14 protein-coding genes are annotated in these 17,787 nt (G+C 39.8%); 6 read left to right on the top strand and 8 right to left on the bottom strand.

From position 1 onward, the window contains the following. Positions 1–10 precede the first annotated feature (10 nt). From GNIT_RS09250 to GNIT_RS09240, 3 genes are read left to right on the top strand one after another with little or no spacing between them, the layout of a single operon-like run. Positions 11–853 carry a 5-oxoprolinase subunit B family protein gene (locus GNIT_RS09250; RefSeq protein ID WP_014108929.1) on the top strand — a complete coding sequence of 281 codons (843 nt, stop codon included), beginning with the start codon at positions 11–13 and terminating at the stop codon, positions 851–853. Further along, positions 850–1,881: a 5-oxoprolinase subunit C family protein gene (locus GNIT_RS09245; protein ID WP_014108928.1), complete on the top strand. Its 1,032-nt coding sequence runs from the start codon at positions 850–852 to the stop codon at positions 1,879–1,881. Before GNIT_RS09250 ends, GNIT_RS09245 begins: the two co-directional genes overlap by 4 nt. A 50-nt stretch (positions 1,882–1,931) precedes the next feature. After that, complete coding sequence (locus tag GNIT_RS09240) at positions 1,932–2,789, top strand: aminotransferase class IV (RefSeq protein ID WP_014108927.1); 858 nt, start codon at positions 1,932–1,934, stop codon at positions 2,787–2,789. A gap of 149 nt (positions 2,790–2,938) precedes the next feature. Here the strand turns inward: GNIT_RS09240 and fur are convergent, their stop codons facing one another. Next, positions 2,939–3,367 (bottom strand): ferric iron uptake transcriptional regulator, encoded by a 429-nt coding sequence (gene fur / locus GNIT_RS09235; protein ID WP_014108925.1) that lies wholly within the window; start codon positions 3,365–3,367, stop codon positions 2,939–2,941. 221 nt (positions 3,368–3,588) lie between these two features. Here fur and GNIT_RS09230 point away from each other — a divergent pair, with 221 nt between their 5' ends. Next, the gene (locus GNIT_RS09230) at positions 3,589–5,616 is read left to right on the top strand and encodes a methyl-accepting chemotaxis protein (RefSeq protein ID WP_014108924.1); all 2,028 of its coding nucleotides are present in this window, start codon (positions 3,589–3,591) and stop codon (positions 5,614–5,616) included. 212 nt (positions 5,617–5,828) lie between these two features. On the opposite strand, the gene GNIT_RS09225 is transcribed toward GNIT_RS09230, so the two are convergent. Both GNIT_RS09225 and GNIT_RS09220 read right to left on the bottom strand, forming a co-directional pair. After that, a complete protein-coding gene (locus GNIT_RS09225; RefSeq protein WP_014108923.1) occupies positions 5,829–8,711 on the bottom strand; it encodes a M14 family metallopeptidase in 2,883 nt (960 codons plus the stop codon). A gap of 466 nt (positions 8,712–9,177) precedes the next feature. After that, positions 9,178–10,089: an AraC family transcriptional regulator gene (locus tag GNIT_RS09220; RefSeq protein ID WP_014108922.1), complete on the bottom strand. Its 912-nt coding sequence runs from the start codon at positions 10,087–10,089 to the stop codon at positions 9,178–9,180. A 370-nt stretch (positions 10,090–10,459) separates the two neighbouring features. Here GNIT_RS09220 and GNIT_RS09215 point away from each other — a divergent pair, with 370 nt between their 5' ends. Then, a complete protein-coding gene (locus GNIT_RS09215) occupies positions 10,460–10,888 on the top strand; it encodes a DUF1330 domain-containing protein (RefSeq protein ID WP_014108921.1) in 429 nt (142 codons plus the stop codon). Between the two features lie 584 nt (positions 10,889–11,472). Continuing rightward, entirely contained in the window at positions 11,473–12,216 is a 744-nt protein-coding gene (locus tag GNIT_RS09210; RefSeq protein WP_014108920.1) for a hypothetical protein, read from the top strand. Positions 12,217–12,561: 345 nt separating this feature from the next. On the opposite strand, the gene GNIT_RS09205 is transcribed toward GNIT_RS09210, so the two are convergent. The 5 genes from GNIT_RS09205 to GNIT_RS09185 form a co-directional block, all read right to left on the bottom strand. Further along, positions 12,562–13,677 (bottom strand): DUF547 domain-containing protein, encoded by a 1,116-nt coding sequence (locus GNIT_RS09205; protein WP_014108919.1) that lies wholly within the window; start codon positions 13,675–13,677, stop codon positions 12,562–12,564. A 635-nt stretch (positions 13,678–14,312) separates the two neighbouring features. Further along, positions 14,313–14,837: a flavodoxin FldA gene (fldA, locus tag GNIT_RS09200; protein WP_014108918.1), complete on the bottom strand. Its 525-nt coding sequence runs from the start codon at positions 14,835–14,837 to the stop codon at positions 14,313–14,315. A gap of 37 nt (positions 14,838–14,874) precedes the next feature. Then, positions 14,875–15,096: a DUF2788 domain-containing protein gene (locus tag GNIT_RS09195; protein WP_014108917.1), complete on the bottom strand. Its 222-nt coding sequence runs from the start codon at positions 15,094–15,096 to the stop codon at positions 14,875–14,877. Between the two features lie 97 nt (positions 15,097–15,193). Beyond that, positions 15,194–15,994, bottom strand: coding sequence for an alpha/beta fold hydrolase (locus GNIT_RS09190; protein WP_014108916.1), 801 nt, complete (start codon positions 15,992–15,994; stop codon positions 15,194–15,196). An 8-nt stretch (positions 15,995–16,002) separates the two neighbouring features. Beyond that, positions 16,003–17,652, bottom strand: a complete 1,650-nt coding sequence (locus GNIT_RS09185; protein ID WP_014108915.1) for an electron transfer flavoprotein-ubiquinone oxidoreductase — start codon at positions 17,650–17,652, stop codon at positions 16,003–16,005. Positions 17,653–17,787 lie beyond the last annotated feature (135 nt).

The following is a 17,787-nucleotide window of genomic DNA, read 5'->3' as shown; positions in this document are numbered from 1 at the left end:
CACAACCAACATGGCTGACGACAGCATTATGATGATTGAAAATGATAACGATATAATCGAATTTAGAACGGCCTCGGACTGTAGTGTCATATTGTACGTGGACGACACAACAATAGGCTTAGAAACAGCAAATACGATTATTGAAATACTGACACGCACATTATTAGCGAACAAGCCTGATTGGCTTCGCGAATATATTCCTTCTTACACATCCTTAATGATCGAGTTTTCGCTTTACGATATAGACCATCTTGGCGTAAATGCATTTTTGCGACAGTTAGTCAGTGATTTAAGTACTCAAATCACTGACTTCGTGGCAGAAAAGCCGAGCGCCTTCAAACGAATTGACTCTGAACAAAACAGTGCCAAAAACCATAATGTCGAAGTGCCAATATCGCCCAGTAAACGTATTCACAGAATTCCCGTTTGTTATGAGCTTTCTGCAGCCGAAACAGATTTGTCTAAAATCGCTCAAGAAAAAAAGATGAGCGAAGAACAAGTTATTACTTCGCACTCTGAAAATACATACCGTGTTTATGCGACTGGATTTATGCCTGGTTTTGCTTATTTAGGGGAGTTGCCCGAAGCGCTATCTCAACCGAGATTGAGCAAGCCTCGCCTAAAGGTACGCAAAGGTGCCGTTGCTATAGCCGATCGCCAAACCGCGATTTATCCAGATGAATCGCCGGGTGGATGGCATATAATTGGCTATACGCCGCTCGATCTTTTATTCAAGGCGTCAGATAAGGTTAGTTCTGAACACGGAGATATTGAAGCACTGCTGAAAACGGGTGACTATGTTGAGTTTTATCCTATTACTGAGAGTGAGTATCTTGGTTGGGCGAACTCATGAAAATACTGGCTACGGGGTTGAGTGCACGATTTACTGACTTAGGCAGAGTAGGTCATCAACACAAAGGCTTTGCCCAGTCTGGGGCGCTTGATAGAAACAGCCATTTGCTTGCGAACAGCATCGTGAAGGTTGCTGAAAATAACCCAACGATTGAAGTTTTGCTCGGCGGCTTCAAGGCTGTCGCAACACAAGATCTTGAAATTGCAGTTACCGGCGCGCAATCGATTATTAAGATCGGTGATATTTGTCAGCCATTAAATAAACAGTTGCTTTGGAAAAAAGGTGAAACTCTACAAATTATGGAGCCGAGCCTTGGCGCAAGGAATTATATAGCCTGTCGCCATCGTTTTAAAACAGCGATGTTTTTGAACTCTTGTTGTGCCGTGATGCGAGAGAAAACGGGTGGATTAAAACTAGATGGCAAAGGACTGCAGATTGGTGATGAGCTTAGTTATGAAAACAAGGCTTTGATGACAGCTAATGCATCAACATCAGGTGTTCCTGATATAGCTAAATTGGCTCATGAAAAACAAATTAATCAGTCTGCCTCTCGTTCAGCCTTAAAGGAAGTATCGCTTCCCACAACCAGCTTGGCAAAACATTATACTGTGCGACTAGTGTTGGGCTATCAGCATGCATTATTTGATCACAAAATGAAGGCTCGTTTTTTCAATCAATGCTTTTCTGTTAGCAACGAGGCGAGCAATATGGGAATAAGATTAACAGGTGAATCTATCGAGCAGGTTTCAGTTAAGCTATATTCTGAGGGCATTGCCAATGGTGCAGTTCAAATAACACCGACTGGCTTACCTATTATTATGTTGGCTGAGAGACAGACAATTGGTGGCTACCCTAAAATTGGGAGTGTTATCGCGAATGACTTGCCAGAATTAGGTCAATGTCGTCCTGGAAGCACTATTCAATTTGAAGAATGTGATTTATTGACAGCAAGAAAAGAATGGTTGCTTCGCCAAGTAAAAATGAATAGATTTTGTCAAAATGAACCACAAACAAGTGTTGATGAATAAATGTCAAGGCCCATACAGCAGGACCGACATAACAATATAAGAATGAAACAATGAATAAAGTTTATTTAAATGGCGAGTTTGTGGATGCCAGCGAAGCGAAAATCTCACCGATGGATAGGGGGTTTTTGTTTGGTGACGGCATTTATGAAGTCATTCCTACATATTCAGGAAAACCTGTCGGGCTAAACCTACATCTCGAAAGGATGAAAAACGGCCTGCAAAACGTTGGGATCAATTATGCACTTGATACCGAGCTTTGGGCTGATATTATTCATCAGCTTATTTCACAGCAGACATCCGTTTCTCAGGGCGTGTATGTGCATGTGAGCCGTGGTACTGATGTAAAACGATTCCATGCTTATCCTAAAAATATCGCGCCTACTGTGTTCGCCTACGCATTTGACACACCGCCCAGTCAAGACGCTTCTAGTGAGAAAGTGAAAGGTTTTCATGTGACAACTGGGCAAGACTTACGTTGGCAGCGTTGCCATATTAAGTCCACGTCTTTACTTGGCAATGTGATGCATTTTCAGCAGGGACAGGACGCTGGGGTTGATGAAATTATATTGTATAACGAAGATAAAGAAATTACTGAAGCTGCGGCGTGCAACGTGTTTATTGTGAAGAATAAAGTGATATATACCCCTCCCTTGGACAATCATTTGCTCCCGGGGATCACAAGGCGCATTGCGATTGATGCTATTCGGCAGTACACAGACTTTGAAATGCAGGAAAGCGTTATTACCTTGGATGAGCTATTGGACGCTGACGAGGTTTGGATAACGAGTTCTAGCAAGGAAATTGGGCCTGTGCTGTCAATCGATGGAAACTTAGTAGGTGATGGACGGGAAGGGCCTGTATGGATGGCTGCTCAAAATGCTTATAACAAGCACAAATTTAATTGCTAGCGCAATGCTCAACATTGCTCAATACATCTTTCTAGGAAATGCTTTTTTGAAAAAGTGTTTGCCTAGAAAGGCTTTGCACTAAAATCCATTTCAAAAGAAAGTCAGTGCATAGTAAACCGTTTAATGAGTTTAGCGTTCAGGTTTAAGCTTTATTGTTCTGCGTTTTCGCAATCTACTTTGGTGCATTCTCCGTAAAGGTATAAACTATGATTTGTCAGCTTCATGTTATTTTTCGCTGCAATTTCATCTTGTCGTTTTTCAATCACATCGTCCTCAAACTCGAAGACTTTGCCGCAACTCAAACACACTAAATGATCGTGATGCTCTTTATGACTGATTTCGAAGACAGATTTACCGCCTTCAAAGTGATGTCGGTTTAAAATACCCGCATCGTCAAATTGATTCAAAACCCGATAAACGGTTGCTAAACCAATTTCTTCATTTTGCTCAATCAGTATTTTATATACATCCTCCGCGCTGATGTGCTGATTTTGCGGTTCTTGAAGAATTTCCAAGATTTTCAAACGAGGTAATGTAACTTTCAGTCCTGCTTTTTTTAATTCTTTATTTTGGTCCATGAGAAACTTCGTTTTTGAAACTTGAGGTATATTATAGGTAAGTTGTAAAGATTTAACAGTGTCTGCCGTAATATTTATAAGATAAGCGGAAATTGCTTTCAAAAACAGTGTTTAATAGACAAACATTAGTGTCTTTTGAAATCTAAATTTTCAAGATGAGTTTTTACATAAAACAGTAATTAAGTTTTCCATTGAGTTACCAAAAGAGTAAAGAGAGTAAAATGCCTGAAATGATGAAACAACTGTCCGTTGTTCGAAAAATGATCCTCGGCTTTAGTGGCCTCGCGATTTTATTACTGTTAACCAGTTTTATGTCGTACTTCGGTCTGCAAGATATAAAATATTCAGCGTCGACGGTTATTCAAGAAAAAATGCCGATGCAAAAGGCAATGACCGATGTTCGCATGGATATTTTGTCATTATCTAATGTCAACATCAGCGCGTATTTTGAAACCGAAGGTACTCAGCTCTCGGCGCAAAAAGAAAGTTACGAAACACTCTCAGCAAGCTTAACTGCTGGACTAAATTCACTAAAAAATTATGTAGCGATTGAGAATGAAGCAACACTCTCATCTACGGTTGAGTTGAGCACTCAGTTTATTGCGTACAGTGAGAAAATGTTTGAGGACGTAGAGACCATAATAGCGATTAGAAAACAACTGACGACCTCAAGTGGGGCGACACTTGCCGTTGCCGATGAAGCAAGCGCCCTTATGGCAGATTTAAGTTATCTTGAAGGAAATGAGGCAAATTTAGAACCACTTATTGGTATGGGCAACAATATTGATAACAAGTTGACATTGATACTGGGTTTTATCCAAGAATTAGCGAGAGCTTCAGAGCGTGACCATATTCAGCAAACTATCGATGATATGCAATACAATATTACTAATATTGAGGCTGATGCAAGCTATCTAAATCGACTCGCTGAGACAGTTGATAATGATGGCTTGGTTGATGGTTTTAACCAACAGTTTATGAAATTGAAAGCAATATTATCTAGCGATAATGGGATCTATGCACTTCAAATGAAACGATTGAGCTTAATTGAGGCTATCAATCAGTCCTACCAAGACGCCAACATAGCGCTTAATAAAACTAATGAAATATTAGCCGCTCTAACAGAAAGCGTTAATGCTGCGACATTGCAAGGTCAGGAAGATATTTTAAACACAGTGACAAGTAATGAAATTAAGAATGTTGTTGTGTCTATGATAGGTATAACGGCTACGATTATTCTCGCACTGATAGCAACGCGGATTATTGCAAAGCCTTTAAAAGAGGTTAATCAACGCTTGAAGGTACTCAGTAGCGGTGATCTAAGTCAGCGTATGAATGAGGAGGGTTCTGATGAATTCGCTGAATTATCGAAAAATGTTAATCGCCTTATCGACTCATTACAAACCTTAATAGGCAGTATTCACGAGCAAGAACAGGTATTAACAGATGTCACTAATCGTTCTATTGAAATGGGCGATAGAAGTTTGCAGCAAGTTGCAATGCAGCAGCAACAAATTAGTAAAACATCCACAAACACGCTCAAAGTGAAAGAAACCAGTTTGAATAACTTACGTCAGATAGAAGCATCTAAGGAGCAAATGACGCGGGCTATTTCGCAAACTGACAACATAATGTCTTTGGTTGAGCAAAGTCGACGCCAAGTAAATGAACAAGCAGAGCAGGCAGCACAATCTGCACAAGTCATCTATCGATTGGGTGATAACAGTAATAAAATTGGGGGCATATTAGACGTTATTAAAACGATTGCGGCACAGACTAATTTATTGGCGTTGAACGCAGCAATTGAAGCAGCGAGAGCGGGTGAGCAAGGCAGGGGCTTCGCCGTGGTGGCAGATGAGGTAAGAACATTGGCTACCCGAACACATAAATCCACGGAAGAAATTGAACAAATGATCGGTGCGCTGCAAAAGGACGCAACGGAAGCGGTTCAGGCAATTAATTTGGGTTCTGAGCAAGTTGAAAAGGGCGTTGCTCTTACGCAAACAGTAACAACAGAGGTTTCTGATATTCGCGGAATAATCGAAACGCTTGCAAACGTAAATAGTCAGATTGTTGCAGATACGCAGAGCCAAGACGCTTTACTTGATGATGTGGTTGAGAGTTTAAAGCACATTGTTGACTTAGCAGATAACAGTGCGCAAAGCACCAAAGAATCTAATCGAGCTACGCATCAATTGGGCGAGCAAATGGACTCGTTGAAGCTGGCTGTTTCTAAATTTAAATTGTAGAGGCAAGGATATCTTGAGTTCTCTAGTGGTGCTGGGAGGTTCCTGCCTGCGCAGGAATGACGTAAGTAATATCAATAACGTAGTGAATATTAATGACGTAGGTAATATCAATAACGCAGGATGTTTCACGGTCAAAAAAAAGAGCTTCAGTCGAAGCTCTTTTAGATCCTGTTCTAGTAATCCCAGCGATATTGCACTTTACGCAGCGCTGTTTATAACACTATATTTGGACGCGTACCGATACCGGGACCGAACACAACTGCATTTAACAACAGTCGATTCGTGCCCAAGGTTGCCCCTCTAAATATTGGCTCTCCAGAAAACATAATAATCTGACCGTTACCGACACTTTCTCTCGTTAAGTACGCTGAGTTAGCAATTCTCTGCGCTGCTTCAGGCCACAACAGTCCGCTCATGCGAATATTGATTTCTTTGTCTTCAGGCAGTGTATACCATCCAATAGCTTTGCTTTCATCATCATCATCTTTCGATTTTTTCACCTTCTTCTTATCGGTATAAACACCAACGGTCACAACGGCTTCCGCATTTTCAGGCACAACTAAAACAGGTTGGCGACTATAAAGCAGTGGCAAGGTCTCTGATGTTCCAAAGGTTAACCAATGTTGAGTGTCAACGTCACCCGAAAGCATTGCACCAGCAGGCATAAATAACTTTTGCCATGTGTTGCGCTTTTTAAGATCCTCTTTGCTGAGTCTTTTCGGCGCATCGTCCCAAGGGTATGCGAGGTCTTCTTGTACTGTCATTGCGAAATAATCTTTCATATCACCCAATGGCTCTTGTGCAAGTAACCTGCGCTGCAGAGCAATGTCATACTGCTCGGCATCTTCAAAGATATCGTCAACTAGCTTCACTTTGCTGAACTCTTTTGACGCAATGGCTTGAGTTGAGTTGTCATGCGTAATCAACGTGCCGCCTTGTTCAACCCACGCTTTTAGCGCATTCGCGGTTGTATCTGAAACCGAGTAAGCGCTCGGCATTATTAACACGTTATATCGACGTAAGTCGGTGCGCGGTAGGGCAGATGAGTCTAGTTGAGTATGACGAATACCTAAATGTGTATCTAAGCTCCACCAAGTTACACCAACATCATTACTACTCGTACCAGACTGCCCGAGAATCGCAATTTGCGGCTGGGTAAGTAACTTGAAGTGCTCGCCACCCCATTCTGGTGTATCGCCAGTGCCATAACCCGTTTTTATATTTTGAATAGATAATGCTGTTTCAGCTGCCGTTTCGTTGATTAAAGACAGTAAATTAGCATTATTTAGGTTGTCAGTAATGGTCACAACAACTGAACCTCGCACTAAACTTTCAGTTCCCAATTGTGTTGCTTTATCAATGACGCGCACCTGCACACCGCGCTCCATAAGTCGTGCAGCAAAAGCCACCGAAGCATCATCGTCGCCATTTACCGCCCAAGCAATTGCGTCTTTAGAGGCTTTTACTTGGTCTTGACTGCTTTTGGTGAACGGACTTATGTCATCTGTCACATTCGTCGGCAAAGTAAGAGCCTCCAAACCGTACATCATGGTTAAGTTCCAAGCAGAAGTGTCATACATTATTGACTGACCTTCACGCAGAATTTTTTGACGCTCTTCTTGCACTGTTTCAGGCAAAATTTGTGCATCAAACTCCATAATTGCAGATAAGAGGCGAGCCTCAGGCTGGCGATTAGGGATAATTAAACTGCCTTTAGGCACTGTTGCTGTTTGTGTTTTACCCAAATGATTCGTTGCATCTTTCGCTTTAAACTCTTTATCAGCAACATACACTTCAATATCTTGAGCCTGAAGCTTTTCAACCAATGTATTCATGCGAGTCTGATTATTATTCGCTAACACAACATAAGTTTTATTCGCGTAGGGACTGTCTTTATCTAGAATTGATTTTCTATCGCTCCAGTAATCTTTATACATTTCCTTACTGTGTTTTTGCAAAGATTCTAAATTGGCCATTGTGCTAACAAATTGATGATGCACGGACTCTTTATAGGTTTGAATAGTTCCTTCTGGACGTCTTACACCGTCCTCAGCCATGCGCGATTGCTCGTACAGAATATGCATAGAGCCTCTGTATTCAGCATAGTTCGAATAACCAGGGTACCAGTTCTCAAACCACTCTCCGGTGTAGTAACGCCACCCGTTTTCATCGAATGCAGCGCCTTGATCAACTGAAAAGGTCTTCGCCCACTTTTGTACACTCGGTGCAATATTAAAATTGAGCGGCTGTCTCGGCGGGCCCATTAGATATGTGTCTTGCGGCCCCATTTCATGGCCATCAATCATCAACTGAGGGCGCCATTTATTGATGAGCTTAACTCTGCCCTTTGTTTCAGGCTGCGTTAGATAGACGAAATCTCTGTTGAGATCAAAATAGTAGTGATTCGTTCTACCGTAAGGCCAATCTCCGCGATGGAGTAGGGATTGATCATCTACATTTGGCGCGGTTCCTCTGTATTGCTCAAGTGATTTTGCAAAACGGTCACGGCCATCAGGGTTCATCATCGGATCGATCACGATAATCATGTCTTCAAGTAGTTGCTGTACTTTAGGATCCTCCGACGCTGCATAATGATAAATAGAGGTTAGTGCAGCATCGGCACCGGATGTTTCATTGCCATGTATAGAATAGGCCATCCAGGCTATCGCAGGTAATTCATCGATAATTTGCTTGGCTTTTGCATCGGATGTTTTTCTGGGGTCTGACAGCGAATCTAGTTTCGCTAAAATCTCATCCATTTTTTCCAAGTTTTTTGGACTAGAGATAAATACGGCGTGCAGAGGTCTGCCTTCATGGGATTTAGCATACTCAATTACATGGAGGCGATCAGTTTGCGTCTTCCAAGTTTCAATTGATTGATTAATTTGTGCTGGTGTCGCTACTCTCTGACCGATTGGAAAGCCAAGAATTGTGTCTGGATGGGTCAGGGCTTTGTTGTAATTACCGGTAAGCATCTGAGATTGATAATCTAAATCTGCATTATAGGTGGGTTTCATTAGCAAACTTGCTTGACTGGTGCCAATCGATAAAGCAAGTAATCCTGCACAAACTGCAGCATTAATGGGCTTTCGCATGAGTATTCCTTATGTCGTTATAATAATTTTTATTTGTCCTCCTTAGTGTGCGACAAAAATAGTATAAATGACAAGTTAAGATTGAGAATTACGCAGTAAACGAAAACTAACGCTGCGAGGTATTACTTCAATATCGTTTGCTTATGAAGAAAATGATGAAAGAATATTTAAAAAGTCTGATAATTTGGGGCTAGTTTTCAATTGTGCGAACGTTGGCACAGACGTCGAATAACCGTCATTTTTAAATTTAAGGTAAGAATGCCCGAGAGAAGTCCTTAAGCATAGATAATCAATAGTCGCTTGGACGGCAAAAGTAGACGTACGCCGTTCAAAATTGAATGAGTCTTCTATGCCATAAGAAGAAAGGGAGACAGCTCGAGAAACTGGTTTTGACGACCGAGTTCGCCACCAAAACTTTCTTAGAGAATTTAAATCAGCACGGCTGCTTATTGATTTAAAACTGAGGTTAGGTTAACACTTTTAGCTTAAGCATAATTTCAGATTCCAGAAAACCGTCGACTCTAACGTCATTTAAATAACGTTCTAACATGGGTAAATTATCCGGTTCGAAACCACTGTCAGGCAACCAACAGCTAAATAGGTAGAGCTGTGCTTGTGTGATATCTTCTGGAGATCCTTTTACATATATCACCGCATATTTTCCTTCAGGTAAATCTCCTACCCCAAACGGTTCATTAACAGTTACCGTATTGTCAATTTCTATCGACGCTTCATATTGGCACTTGTGAGCAGCTGTCAATGAAGGGTTGTCATAACACCAAGCTAACCTATATTGCGTTTCCTCAGGTATTCCTTGAATTTTAGCCCAATGATTTAATATATCCCATGTTTCAAATAACGACTCTGGCTCATAACCACCTTTCGATACTAATTTGCATAAACGTTTTCGCTCTATTGTTTTAACCTCCACATTCATCTGATTGTTGTTTTGTCGAGTTTGGTCTATCGGTGCGGGGTATAACTCATTAGGATTGAATTTTTTTCCGTATTTGCTAAAAATATCGCCAATATTGGGCAGCTCATCAGGCTTTGGTGACCGAATTTCGGTGGGACTATAACCAAAATATTTTTTAACAGATTTAGCAAAATTAGCGCTAGACGAAAAGCCACAATCAAATGCAATATTTGTGATACTCAGCTCTCTTCGAAACACCAATAAATTAACTGCTTTTTCTAGCCGTTTTCTCCCGACATAATTGTTCAATGTTTCATTCATCACACCACTAAAAATACGATGAAAGTGAAAAGGTGAAAAATGACAATGATTTGATACTACGTCCAAATTAAGAGGTTGCGCTAGATTTGATTCAATATAGGTGAGCGCGGTCAAAATTTTTTGTTTATAAATAGGATTCATTTTAACTCCCTATCGTTACCGAAATAGCAAGGCTATTAGTTTGCCTTTCTATTTTAAATGAGCAACATGCGTCGGCAGATATAAGTAGAACGGTTGTGGAACCAGTTTCTGTGCGCTGTGACGGTTGCAAGCAAAACTTTGTATACAAACAAAGTATAAACGCGAGAAAGATAAAATCCCTCGATACTAGTTTATTCGTTTTCATGCTAGATGACCTTTATCAGTTTAATTCAATTAAGCTTATCAACGAATGCTTTAGTGAGATTTTCCAATATTGCTATTCTTAATATTTTCTAGCAAGAATGGAAAAGCTTGAAAGACTGGTGCACGTATATAATTAATGGAAAATAACGCCTAGAGATAAATTATCATGCAAACTAGCTACTTAAATCCAACTGACGAATCAGCAAAGAAACTATTTTCAAAACGAATAAGCGGCGAAGTTATTATGCTGAACTTGCTTCGTTTTAAAGAAATTGCAGACTATAGTCAATATTCTGATATAGCCCCTATAACACCTATAACAGGAAAAGAGGCCTATCAACTCTATATTGATCAAACGTTGCCGTTCTTAGAGAAAAGTGGTGGTGAAATTATGCTACTTGGAAAAAGTGAACATTTTTTTATTGGCCCAATGGAAGAAAAGTGGGACTTAGTGATGATAATAAAGCAAAAGTCATTAGATAGTTTTCTTTCGTTTGCGTCTGACCCAAAGTATCAAGTTGTGATAGGGCATAGAGAGGCAGCAATTGATGATTCAAGGTTATTACCTATTGAAGCGATAAGTTCTCTTTTATAAAGGATATTCACAAATGATTACTTCAATAAATTTAATTACTTAATTCCACCTATTAACTTCATCTTACGTAATAGATTTATCCCTATGATAAAGCTTAACTAAGGTGGTTCATGGCTTTAAGTTAATATCAAATGATGAAAGACCAACGGCATCAATCCGTTCTTTCTGCTCGTTCAACTCGGTCTTAAGTACGGCAATAGCCGTCATGAGTTGTTTAAATTTGAAAGAGTAGTCTATATACAGATATTAGTGCCAAGAATTTTTACACTTATTTCGACTGAATGGCAAACCGACTTTTTAGGCAGTCGTAAATTACTTCTCTTTTCGCCATGCTTGGGTGCACAGAATTCAAGGATGATCTAATATCATTTAACTACCGTTTATTTTTACATATCAAAACTATGATTTGTAATCCTCAAGCATACAAGTGTCAGTATATTTTACATCACAATAACACTAACTTTAATTAATCTTAAAAATCATCTAAAATCAATGGTTTATATTTTTGGTGTAAGTTTTGCTTATATACTAAAGTATAAGAAAATTGATTACATAAAAGTTCATATTAAATAGGAAACTTACAAATGAAAAAAAACATGACGTTAAGATTATGCGCAGCATTTCTATCGGTAGCAGCATTGTCTGCAAATGCTGCTGTAATTGAGGTATTACCGTCTGCTAGCGATTGGGGAACAGGTGACGCAAATAGCGCAATAACAAATACAGTAGCAAAAGATGGAAACGGCTCACTAGAGTTAAATGGTGACAGAACACGATTTTTTGGTTTGGGCAACCCCTATAATAATGCAAGTAATATTGGTCTTCTTTCAGATCTAACCAATTTTACGTTTGATTGGTTAATTGCCGGCACCAGCATATCAAACTTAAGCCCAGACTATACGCCAGCATTGCGCTTGCATTTGTGGAATGCAGATGGTTCTGTTCGTAGTGAGTTGATTTGGGAAGGCGCGTATAACGGTACATATGGCAACACCGACCGCGACGTATGGTATAGCACTAGCTTCAGTGACAATTTCTACCTTGGTGGAGCAGCAACCCCAGACTACAATGTTAGCCTGGGCGACCAAATCACACAGCTCGCAATGGGAACTTACATTAGCGCAATCAGTGTTGGTGTAGGCTCATCGGCGGGCAACGGCTATAAAGCTTTTGCGGATAATGTAACGATCGGGTTTGCTGGTCAAGAAAGCAGAACGTTTAACTTTGAAACTGACTCAGTTGCTGTGTCTACTCCTGCTTCATTAGGTTTGTTTAGTTTGGGTCTACTAATGCTTTCAACACGCTTAAGAAAAATGAAAGCTGCGTAATACTTTAACATCCGATAATTCGGTAAAACGTAAATTCTATTTATTGAGAATAAGGTAAACAGTATGTTGTTCTCGATTGAGTGAGCGATAAACATAAGCATCAAGGCTTCGGGATTGTTATATCGACGTACACATTATGTAGATTAGTGTGTACGTTTTTTATGGCTATAGAGAAATTTATCGCCGTTTGTTATGAATGTATTAACGTTAGTTGTGGAACAACTTCTGTTAAAATTAAATGCGTTCAGGGCCTGTTTGCCACTAGAGCGGCCATTCATATAATTACAACCCCTATCTAGTAGATTAGGCTAATAAAGGGATAATCTATTTCATTAAAGTACTAAGTTAATTTTCATCTCCAGATGGAAGATCTGTTACTGTGACTGAGGTTCCACCTAAATTTTTTGCTCTAACAGACATCAGTTCTCTCAATTTGGTTATTTGCGTACCCGATATTTTACCCAATGACTGTTTATCATACTGAAACTCAAGGTCAGAATTCAATACAATTACGGTGGATCCTCCACCGAAAGTTCGAGTAGTTCCATATAAATCAGTTACCTTCCAATTTGTTATATTTGGATTGAGTTGTTTAGATAGCATTATCTCACCGCGAATATCATCATTAGCATAAAGCAACAAGTGCCGTTTAAGGTCGTTATTAAAATTAGGGAAATATGTAGAGTTTTGTAGATAAAAATAAGATGTTTTCACCTTGTGGAGTTTTGTATCGACTGAGGTACCTCGATTAGAATTGACAAAATTGATAGCATTATCTTCAAGCAACTCATATACATTTTTGCCGGTAAAAGCTTCTTTTCTAATATCAGGACCACCTACAATACCTTGATAAAGCCCATATAAAATCAGTGCATCATTATTATATTGTTCTTTCAATATCTTGTATTGAATATCGTTTAGGCTTAAATTCACTCCTGCGACATAAAGTATTTTTTGTTCAAATATAGAGTCTTTTCCGGTTAAGAATGATTTTAAAACTCTTTTAGGGTATTTCTTAACAATTTCATTTATAAGGCTAACATTATATAAATTAAGCCAATAAGCCAGTTGCTCACGTTTATTAAATAAATTTAGAGGTGTTTTAGATGGCAAATTCTCTAAATAGCTCTTAACTGCAATTAAATTTTTCTTTTGTTCGTTACCTTTAAAAAACTCATAAGAAAATTTATTTCCTTCATTGTCTGTTCTTCTATTTACGGATTGAGTAAGACGTGTACCTGTGCCGGCTTGATTAACTTTTCCTCTCGTACGTTTAGATAGCCCCATTTCAAGAACACTTGCATCTAATAATAAATCAACTACATCAAAATTTATTCTTAGATTAGAATCTGGAGAAGCTCCTTTAAACTTAAAAGGAATATCATTTTCAGAGACCGCATGACTAGAAGTGACATACAAAAAAAAGACTGAAAAATTGATAACTCTTTTTAGAATATTCATTATGATCCTTATAATGCTATATTAAAATAACGACGGTACAGCGCTAAACAATATAGCAGGACATTTTATTAATTCAATAATCCCTTGAACAAGATAGCTTTGGTATTAAGGGACCGGCCCCCTCACGGCAATTGCTGACCTAAGATAGCTTCTCTCGAAATAACCAACACGTCATCCTTGCCTTCGCAAGGATGACGTGAGGGATGTTTCCTACATGGGTTAAATATGATGTTTTTATACGTCCGGAAACTGCTCATTGAAGCCCGTCGATAATGATTTTTAAACGAACGCTTCCTTCAGTAATCCAAATAATAGTGAGGCCAAAAAAGCTTTTCGCTACTTAAAGTGCTTATTTGATAATTGTGAATAGACAGCACAAAAGTGGCAGAGAGTCTTCGGTAATGTCGAACTCAGAACACATTACTATTTGGAAATATTAACTATCTTAAGAAATATCAAACGTTATTATCTGCTGACAAGAGGGGCCTAAAAATTAATTGCAGGTATAAAACACTTGAACTAACGATTGGTAGTCACAATAAAAAACGCGATTTGGCTAACTTAAATTAACCAACACCGCGTCTCTTTTGTTCGAAGACAGAATTGTTATCATTGTCGAGCGCGCTAGTAGGGCGCTATCCTAATTCAGCTAAGCACAGCTCTTCTGCAATTTGCTTACACCAACCTTTAACTCTCTGTTCAGTTAGTTCTGGTTGACGGTCTTCATCGATGCCTAAGCCTACGAAGTGATCGTCGTCAGCCATGCCTTTGGATGCTTCAAAATCATAGCCTTCAGTTGGCCACTGACCAACTAAAATTGCACCTTTAGGTTCGACGATGTCTCTTATCATGCCCATGGCATCTAAGAAGTATTCAGCGTAATCTTCTTGGTCGCCGCATCCGAAGATTGCAACAAGCTTATCTTCAAAATCAATTTCTTCAAGGTCTGGGAAAAAGTCGTCCCAATCACATTGAGCCTCACCGTAATACCAAGTAGGAATACCAAAAATCAATAGATCGAACTCAGCAATGTCTTCTTTACTGCTTTTCGCAATATCTTTTACGTCGATGAGTTGTTTACCCAATTCTTTTTGGATCATCTTAGCAATGTGCTCTGTATTACCTGTATCGCTACCAAAAAATAAACCAACGCTAGCCATTTGTTACCCTCTAAAACGTCTTTCTGATTGTACTAGCCTATGAAATTCCGCTAGCACCATAAATTAATTGAATAATGCCTTTTGCAACAAAGCCTGCAGCACCAAGACCCAAAACGCCATAAGCGACAACTCGGCCTATGAGTGGGACATCATTTTTCTTTAGTACGTCGTGAATTGCTAAACCGAGCAAAATAAATAAACCAACCAAACATACATTTAAGACAATAGACTCAATTTGTTGATAGCTTTCTGGCGTCATATCACTCTGCAAATAAGTTAAATAACCTCGGTCGCAGATATTAGCACGATTAACTTAGTTTTTTGAAGCTACTTGCGTGATTAACAATCTATCAATGTTACTTATCCGCACCAAGTAAAATGCGGGTTAACAGGGTGTTAATAAGTTGTGGTTTTTCAGCGTGCAGCCAATGCCCAGCGTCCACAATTTTTGCTTTTGCATTTGGAAATTGCGTATTTATCGTAGCTTGATGATGCGCGCTGATGTAGTCGCTTTTCTTACCTTTTATAAAGGTCATTTTGCCAGAGTAAAGCAGGCCTGAGAATGGCCAATCACTCAATAATGGATAATCTCTTACAATGAGGGGCAAATTAAACCGCCATCGCCAACCCAGTGTTTCATCCTGATATAAGCTTTTAAGCAAAAATGCACACGTGCTGGCGTCCTTAACGTTCTCTGACAGCTGCGCCAGTGCTTCTTTTCTATCTGTTAAACCATCTAACTTTACGCTGCTCAGACCATTGATGACATTCTGATGCCGAGGCTCATACTTCACTGGGGCAATGTCCAACACAACTAAGTTCTCTATTAACGCTGGCGCTAAGCTAGCAACTCTCATTGCTATTTTTCCGCCCAATGAATGCGCAACAATCATTACTTTATCCACGTTCAATGAGGACAGCGTTTCAATTACTTGTTGTGCGCCGACATCAAAACTGAAATGTTCACTGCGAGGCGATTTACCATGATCAGGTAGGTCAAGCGAAATAACATGGTGACTCGCCTCGAAATGGCGGCGTATGACAGATAAATTGTCACCGCTACCAAACAAACCATGGATGAGTACTACGCTGGGCTGATTGGGAGAGGAAGCTAGATGTTCCTCTCCAAATGTTTGATAAAAAAGCAATTCAGACATTTTATCCGCTACATATTAGGATAGTTTGGACCACCGGTACCCTCAGGTACGACCCAGTTTATATTTTGATTCGGGTCTTTGATATCGCATGTTTTACAATGTACGCAGTTTTGCGCATTAATTTGCAATTGCTTCTCGCCAGCATCACTTTCAATTATTTCATATACACCTGCTGGGCAATAACGCTGAGCGGGTTCATCATATTTAGGTAAATTAACCGTTATTGGTATAGATGGGTCCTTAAGGACCAAGTGACAAGGTTGATCTTCTTCATGGTTTGTATTCGACAAAAATACCGATGATAGTTTGTCAAAACTAAGCACGCCATCAGGTTTTGGATAAGCAATTTTAGGAACATCTGCTGCCAATTTTAAACAAGTGTGGTCTGGCTTTGTATCGCTTATATTAAACGGTAGTTTACCGCCAAAGAAGTTCTGATCTAAGGTATTGTAAGCGCCTCCAATGAAGTTGCCCAATTTATGGATCGCAGCACCAAAATTTCTCGAACGATATAATTCGTCATATAACCAAGACTGCTTGAATGCTTCTGTGTATTCAGTCGGATCTTTCACTTCAACTGATTCGACAGACAACAGCTCGAATAAAACTTCAGCGGCTATTATGCCCGATTTCATGGCCGTATGATTGCCTTTGATTTTTGCGAAATTTAAAGTGCCGGCATCACAACCCACCAGTAATCCGCCAGGAAAAGTCATTTTAGGGAGAGATTGAAAACCGCCTTTCGCAATTGCTCTTGCCCCATAAGTTACGCGTTTACCATCTTTTAAGGTATCGGCAATAACAGGGTGGTGCTTAAGACGCTGAAATTCGTCGAAAGGGCTCAGATGCGGATTTGAATAATTAAGATCGACAATCAGACCGATAAACACTTGATTGTTTTCTGCATGATACAAATAGCTTCCGCCCGTTGTATCGGTCAGGGGCCATCCTGCGGTGTGGACCACTAAACCTTCTTGGTGCTGTTCTGCTGGAATATCCCAGATCTCTTTAAAGCCAATCGCATAATGTTGAGGAGAGGCGTCTTTATTTAAATCAAACTGCTGCATAAGCTGTTTGCCCAAATGTCCTCGGCAGCCTTCTGCAAATACGGTATATTTTGCGGTAAGCAACATACCAGGCATATAGCTGTCTTTCTGTTCGCCTGCTTCGCTAACACCCATATCACCGGTAATAACACCGCCCACACTGCCATCTTCATTGTAATGGACATTGGCTGCGGTAAAACCAGGAAAAACTTCTACCCCAAGTTGTTCCGCTTGCTCTGCCATCCAGCGGCACAGGTTCGCCATACTCGTAATATAATTGCCGGTATTGTGCATTGTTTTTGGGGTCATAAAATTAGGTAGCTTTGTTGAACCCGTCTCGTTATTTAACAGATAAATATGGTCTTCTGTTACCTTCGTGCTTAAAGGTGCACCCATTTCTGCCCAATTTGGAAACAATTCATCTAGCGCTTTTGTCTCGAAAACAGCACCTGAAAGAATATGTGCACCTACTTCAGACCCTTTTTCGAGCACACAAACGTTTAATTCTTGGCCTTTTTCATTAGCCAATTGCTTGAGTTTACAAGCTGTCGATAGACCTGAAGGGCCCGCGCCAACTACGATAACATCAAATTCCATCACTTCTCTTTCCACGTGCGTCTCCTAAACAACTCTTACCAGTTATAGTAAAACATTAATTAAACGAATATTACAGCTTGTCAAAACATTGTAAAATCTAATTACCAAGTAATGGTATTTTATAGTGAATACAGGTTGACGTTTACGTAA

The sequence above is a fragment of the Glaciecola nitratireducens FR1064 genome (assembly GCF_000226565.1).
In the GTDB taxonomy this organism is placed as follows: Bacteria; Pseudomonadota; Gammaproteobacteria; order Enterobacterales; family Alteromonadaceae; genus Glaciecola; species Glaciecola nitratireducens.
This window is presented reverse-complemented; position numbering and strand designations above follow the sequence as displayed.

Excerpts from the sequence above, each read along its gene's own strand:
- GNIT_RS09230 (WP_014108924.1), top strand. The coding sequence starts at position 3,589 with ATGCCTGAAATGATGAAACAACTGTCCGTTGTTCGAAAAATGATCCTC.
- GNIT_RS09210 (WP_014108920.1), top strand. The coding sequence starts at position 11,473 with ATGAAAAAAAACATGACGTTAAGATTATGCGCAGCATTTCTATCGGTA.
- GNIT_RS09220 (WP_014108922.1), bottom strand. The coding sequence starts at position 10,089 with ATGAATCCTATTTATAAACAAAAAATTTTGACCGCGCTCACCTATATT.
- GNIT_RS09245 (WP_014108928.1), top strand. The coding sequence starts at position 850 with ATGAAAATACTGGCTACGGGGTTGAGTGCACGATTTACTGACTTAGGC.
- GNIT_RS09190 (WP_014108916.1), bottom strand. The coding sequence starts at position 15,994 with ATGTCTGAATTGCTTTTTTATCAAACATTTGGAGAGGAACATCTAGCT.
- GNIT_RS09205 (WP_014108919.1), bottom strand. The coding sequence starts at position 13,677 with ATGAATATTCTAAAAAGAGTTATCAATTTTTCAGTCTTTTTTTTGTAT.
- GNIT_RS09225 (WP_014108923.1), bottom strand. The coding sequence starts at position 8,711 with ATGCGAAAGCCCATTAATGCTGCAGTTTGTGCAGGATTACTTGCTTTA.
- GNIT_RS09250 (WP_014108929.1), top strand. The coding sequence starts at position 11 with ATGGCTGACGACAGCATTATGATGATTGAAAATGATAACGATATAATC.
- fldA (WP_014108918.1), bottom strand. The coding sequence starts at position 14,837 with ATGGCTAGCGTTGGTTTATTTTTTGGTAGCGATACAGGTAATACAGAG.
- GNIT_RS09240 (WP_014108927.1), top strand. The coding sequence starts at position 1,932 with ATGAATAAAGTTTATTTAAATGGCGAGTTTGTGGATGCCAGCGAAGCG.
- GNIT_RS09215 (WP_014108921.1), top strand. The coding sequence starts at position 10,460 with ATGCAAACTAGCTACTTAAATCCAACTGACGAATCAGCAAAGAAACTA.
- fur (WP_014108925.1), bottom strand. The coding sequence starts at position 3,367 with ATGGACCAAAATAAAGAATTAAAAAAAGCAGGACTGAAAGTTACATTA.
- GNIT_RS09195 (WP_014108917.1), bottom strand. The coding sequence starts at position 15,096 with ATGACGCCAGAAAGCTATCAACAAATTGAGTCTATTGTCTTAAATGTA.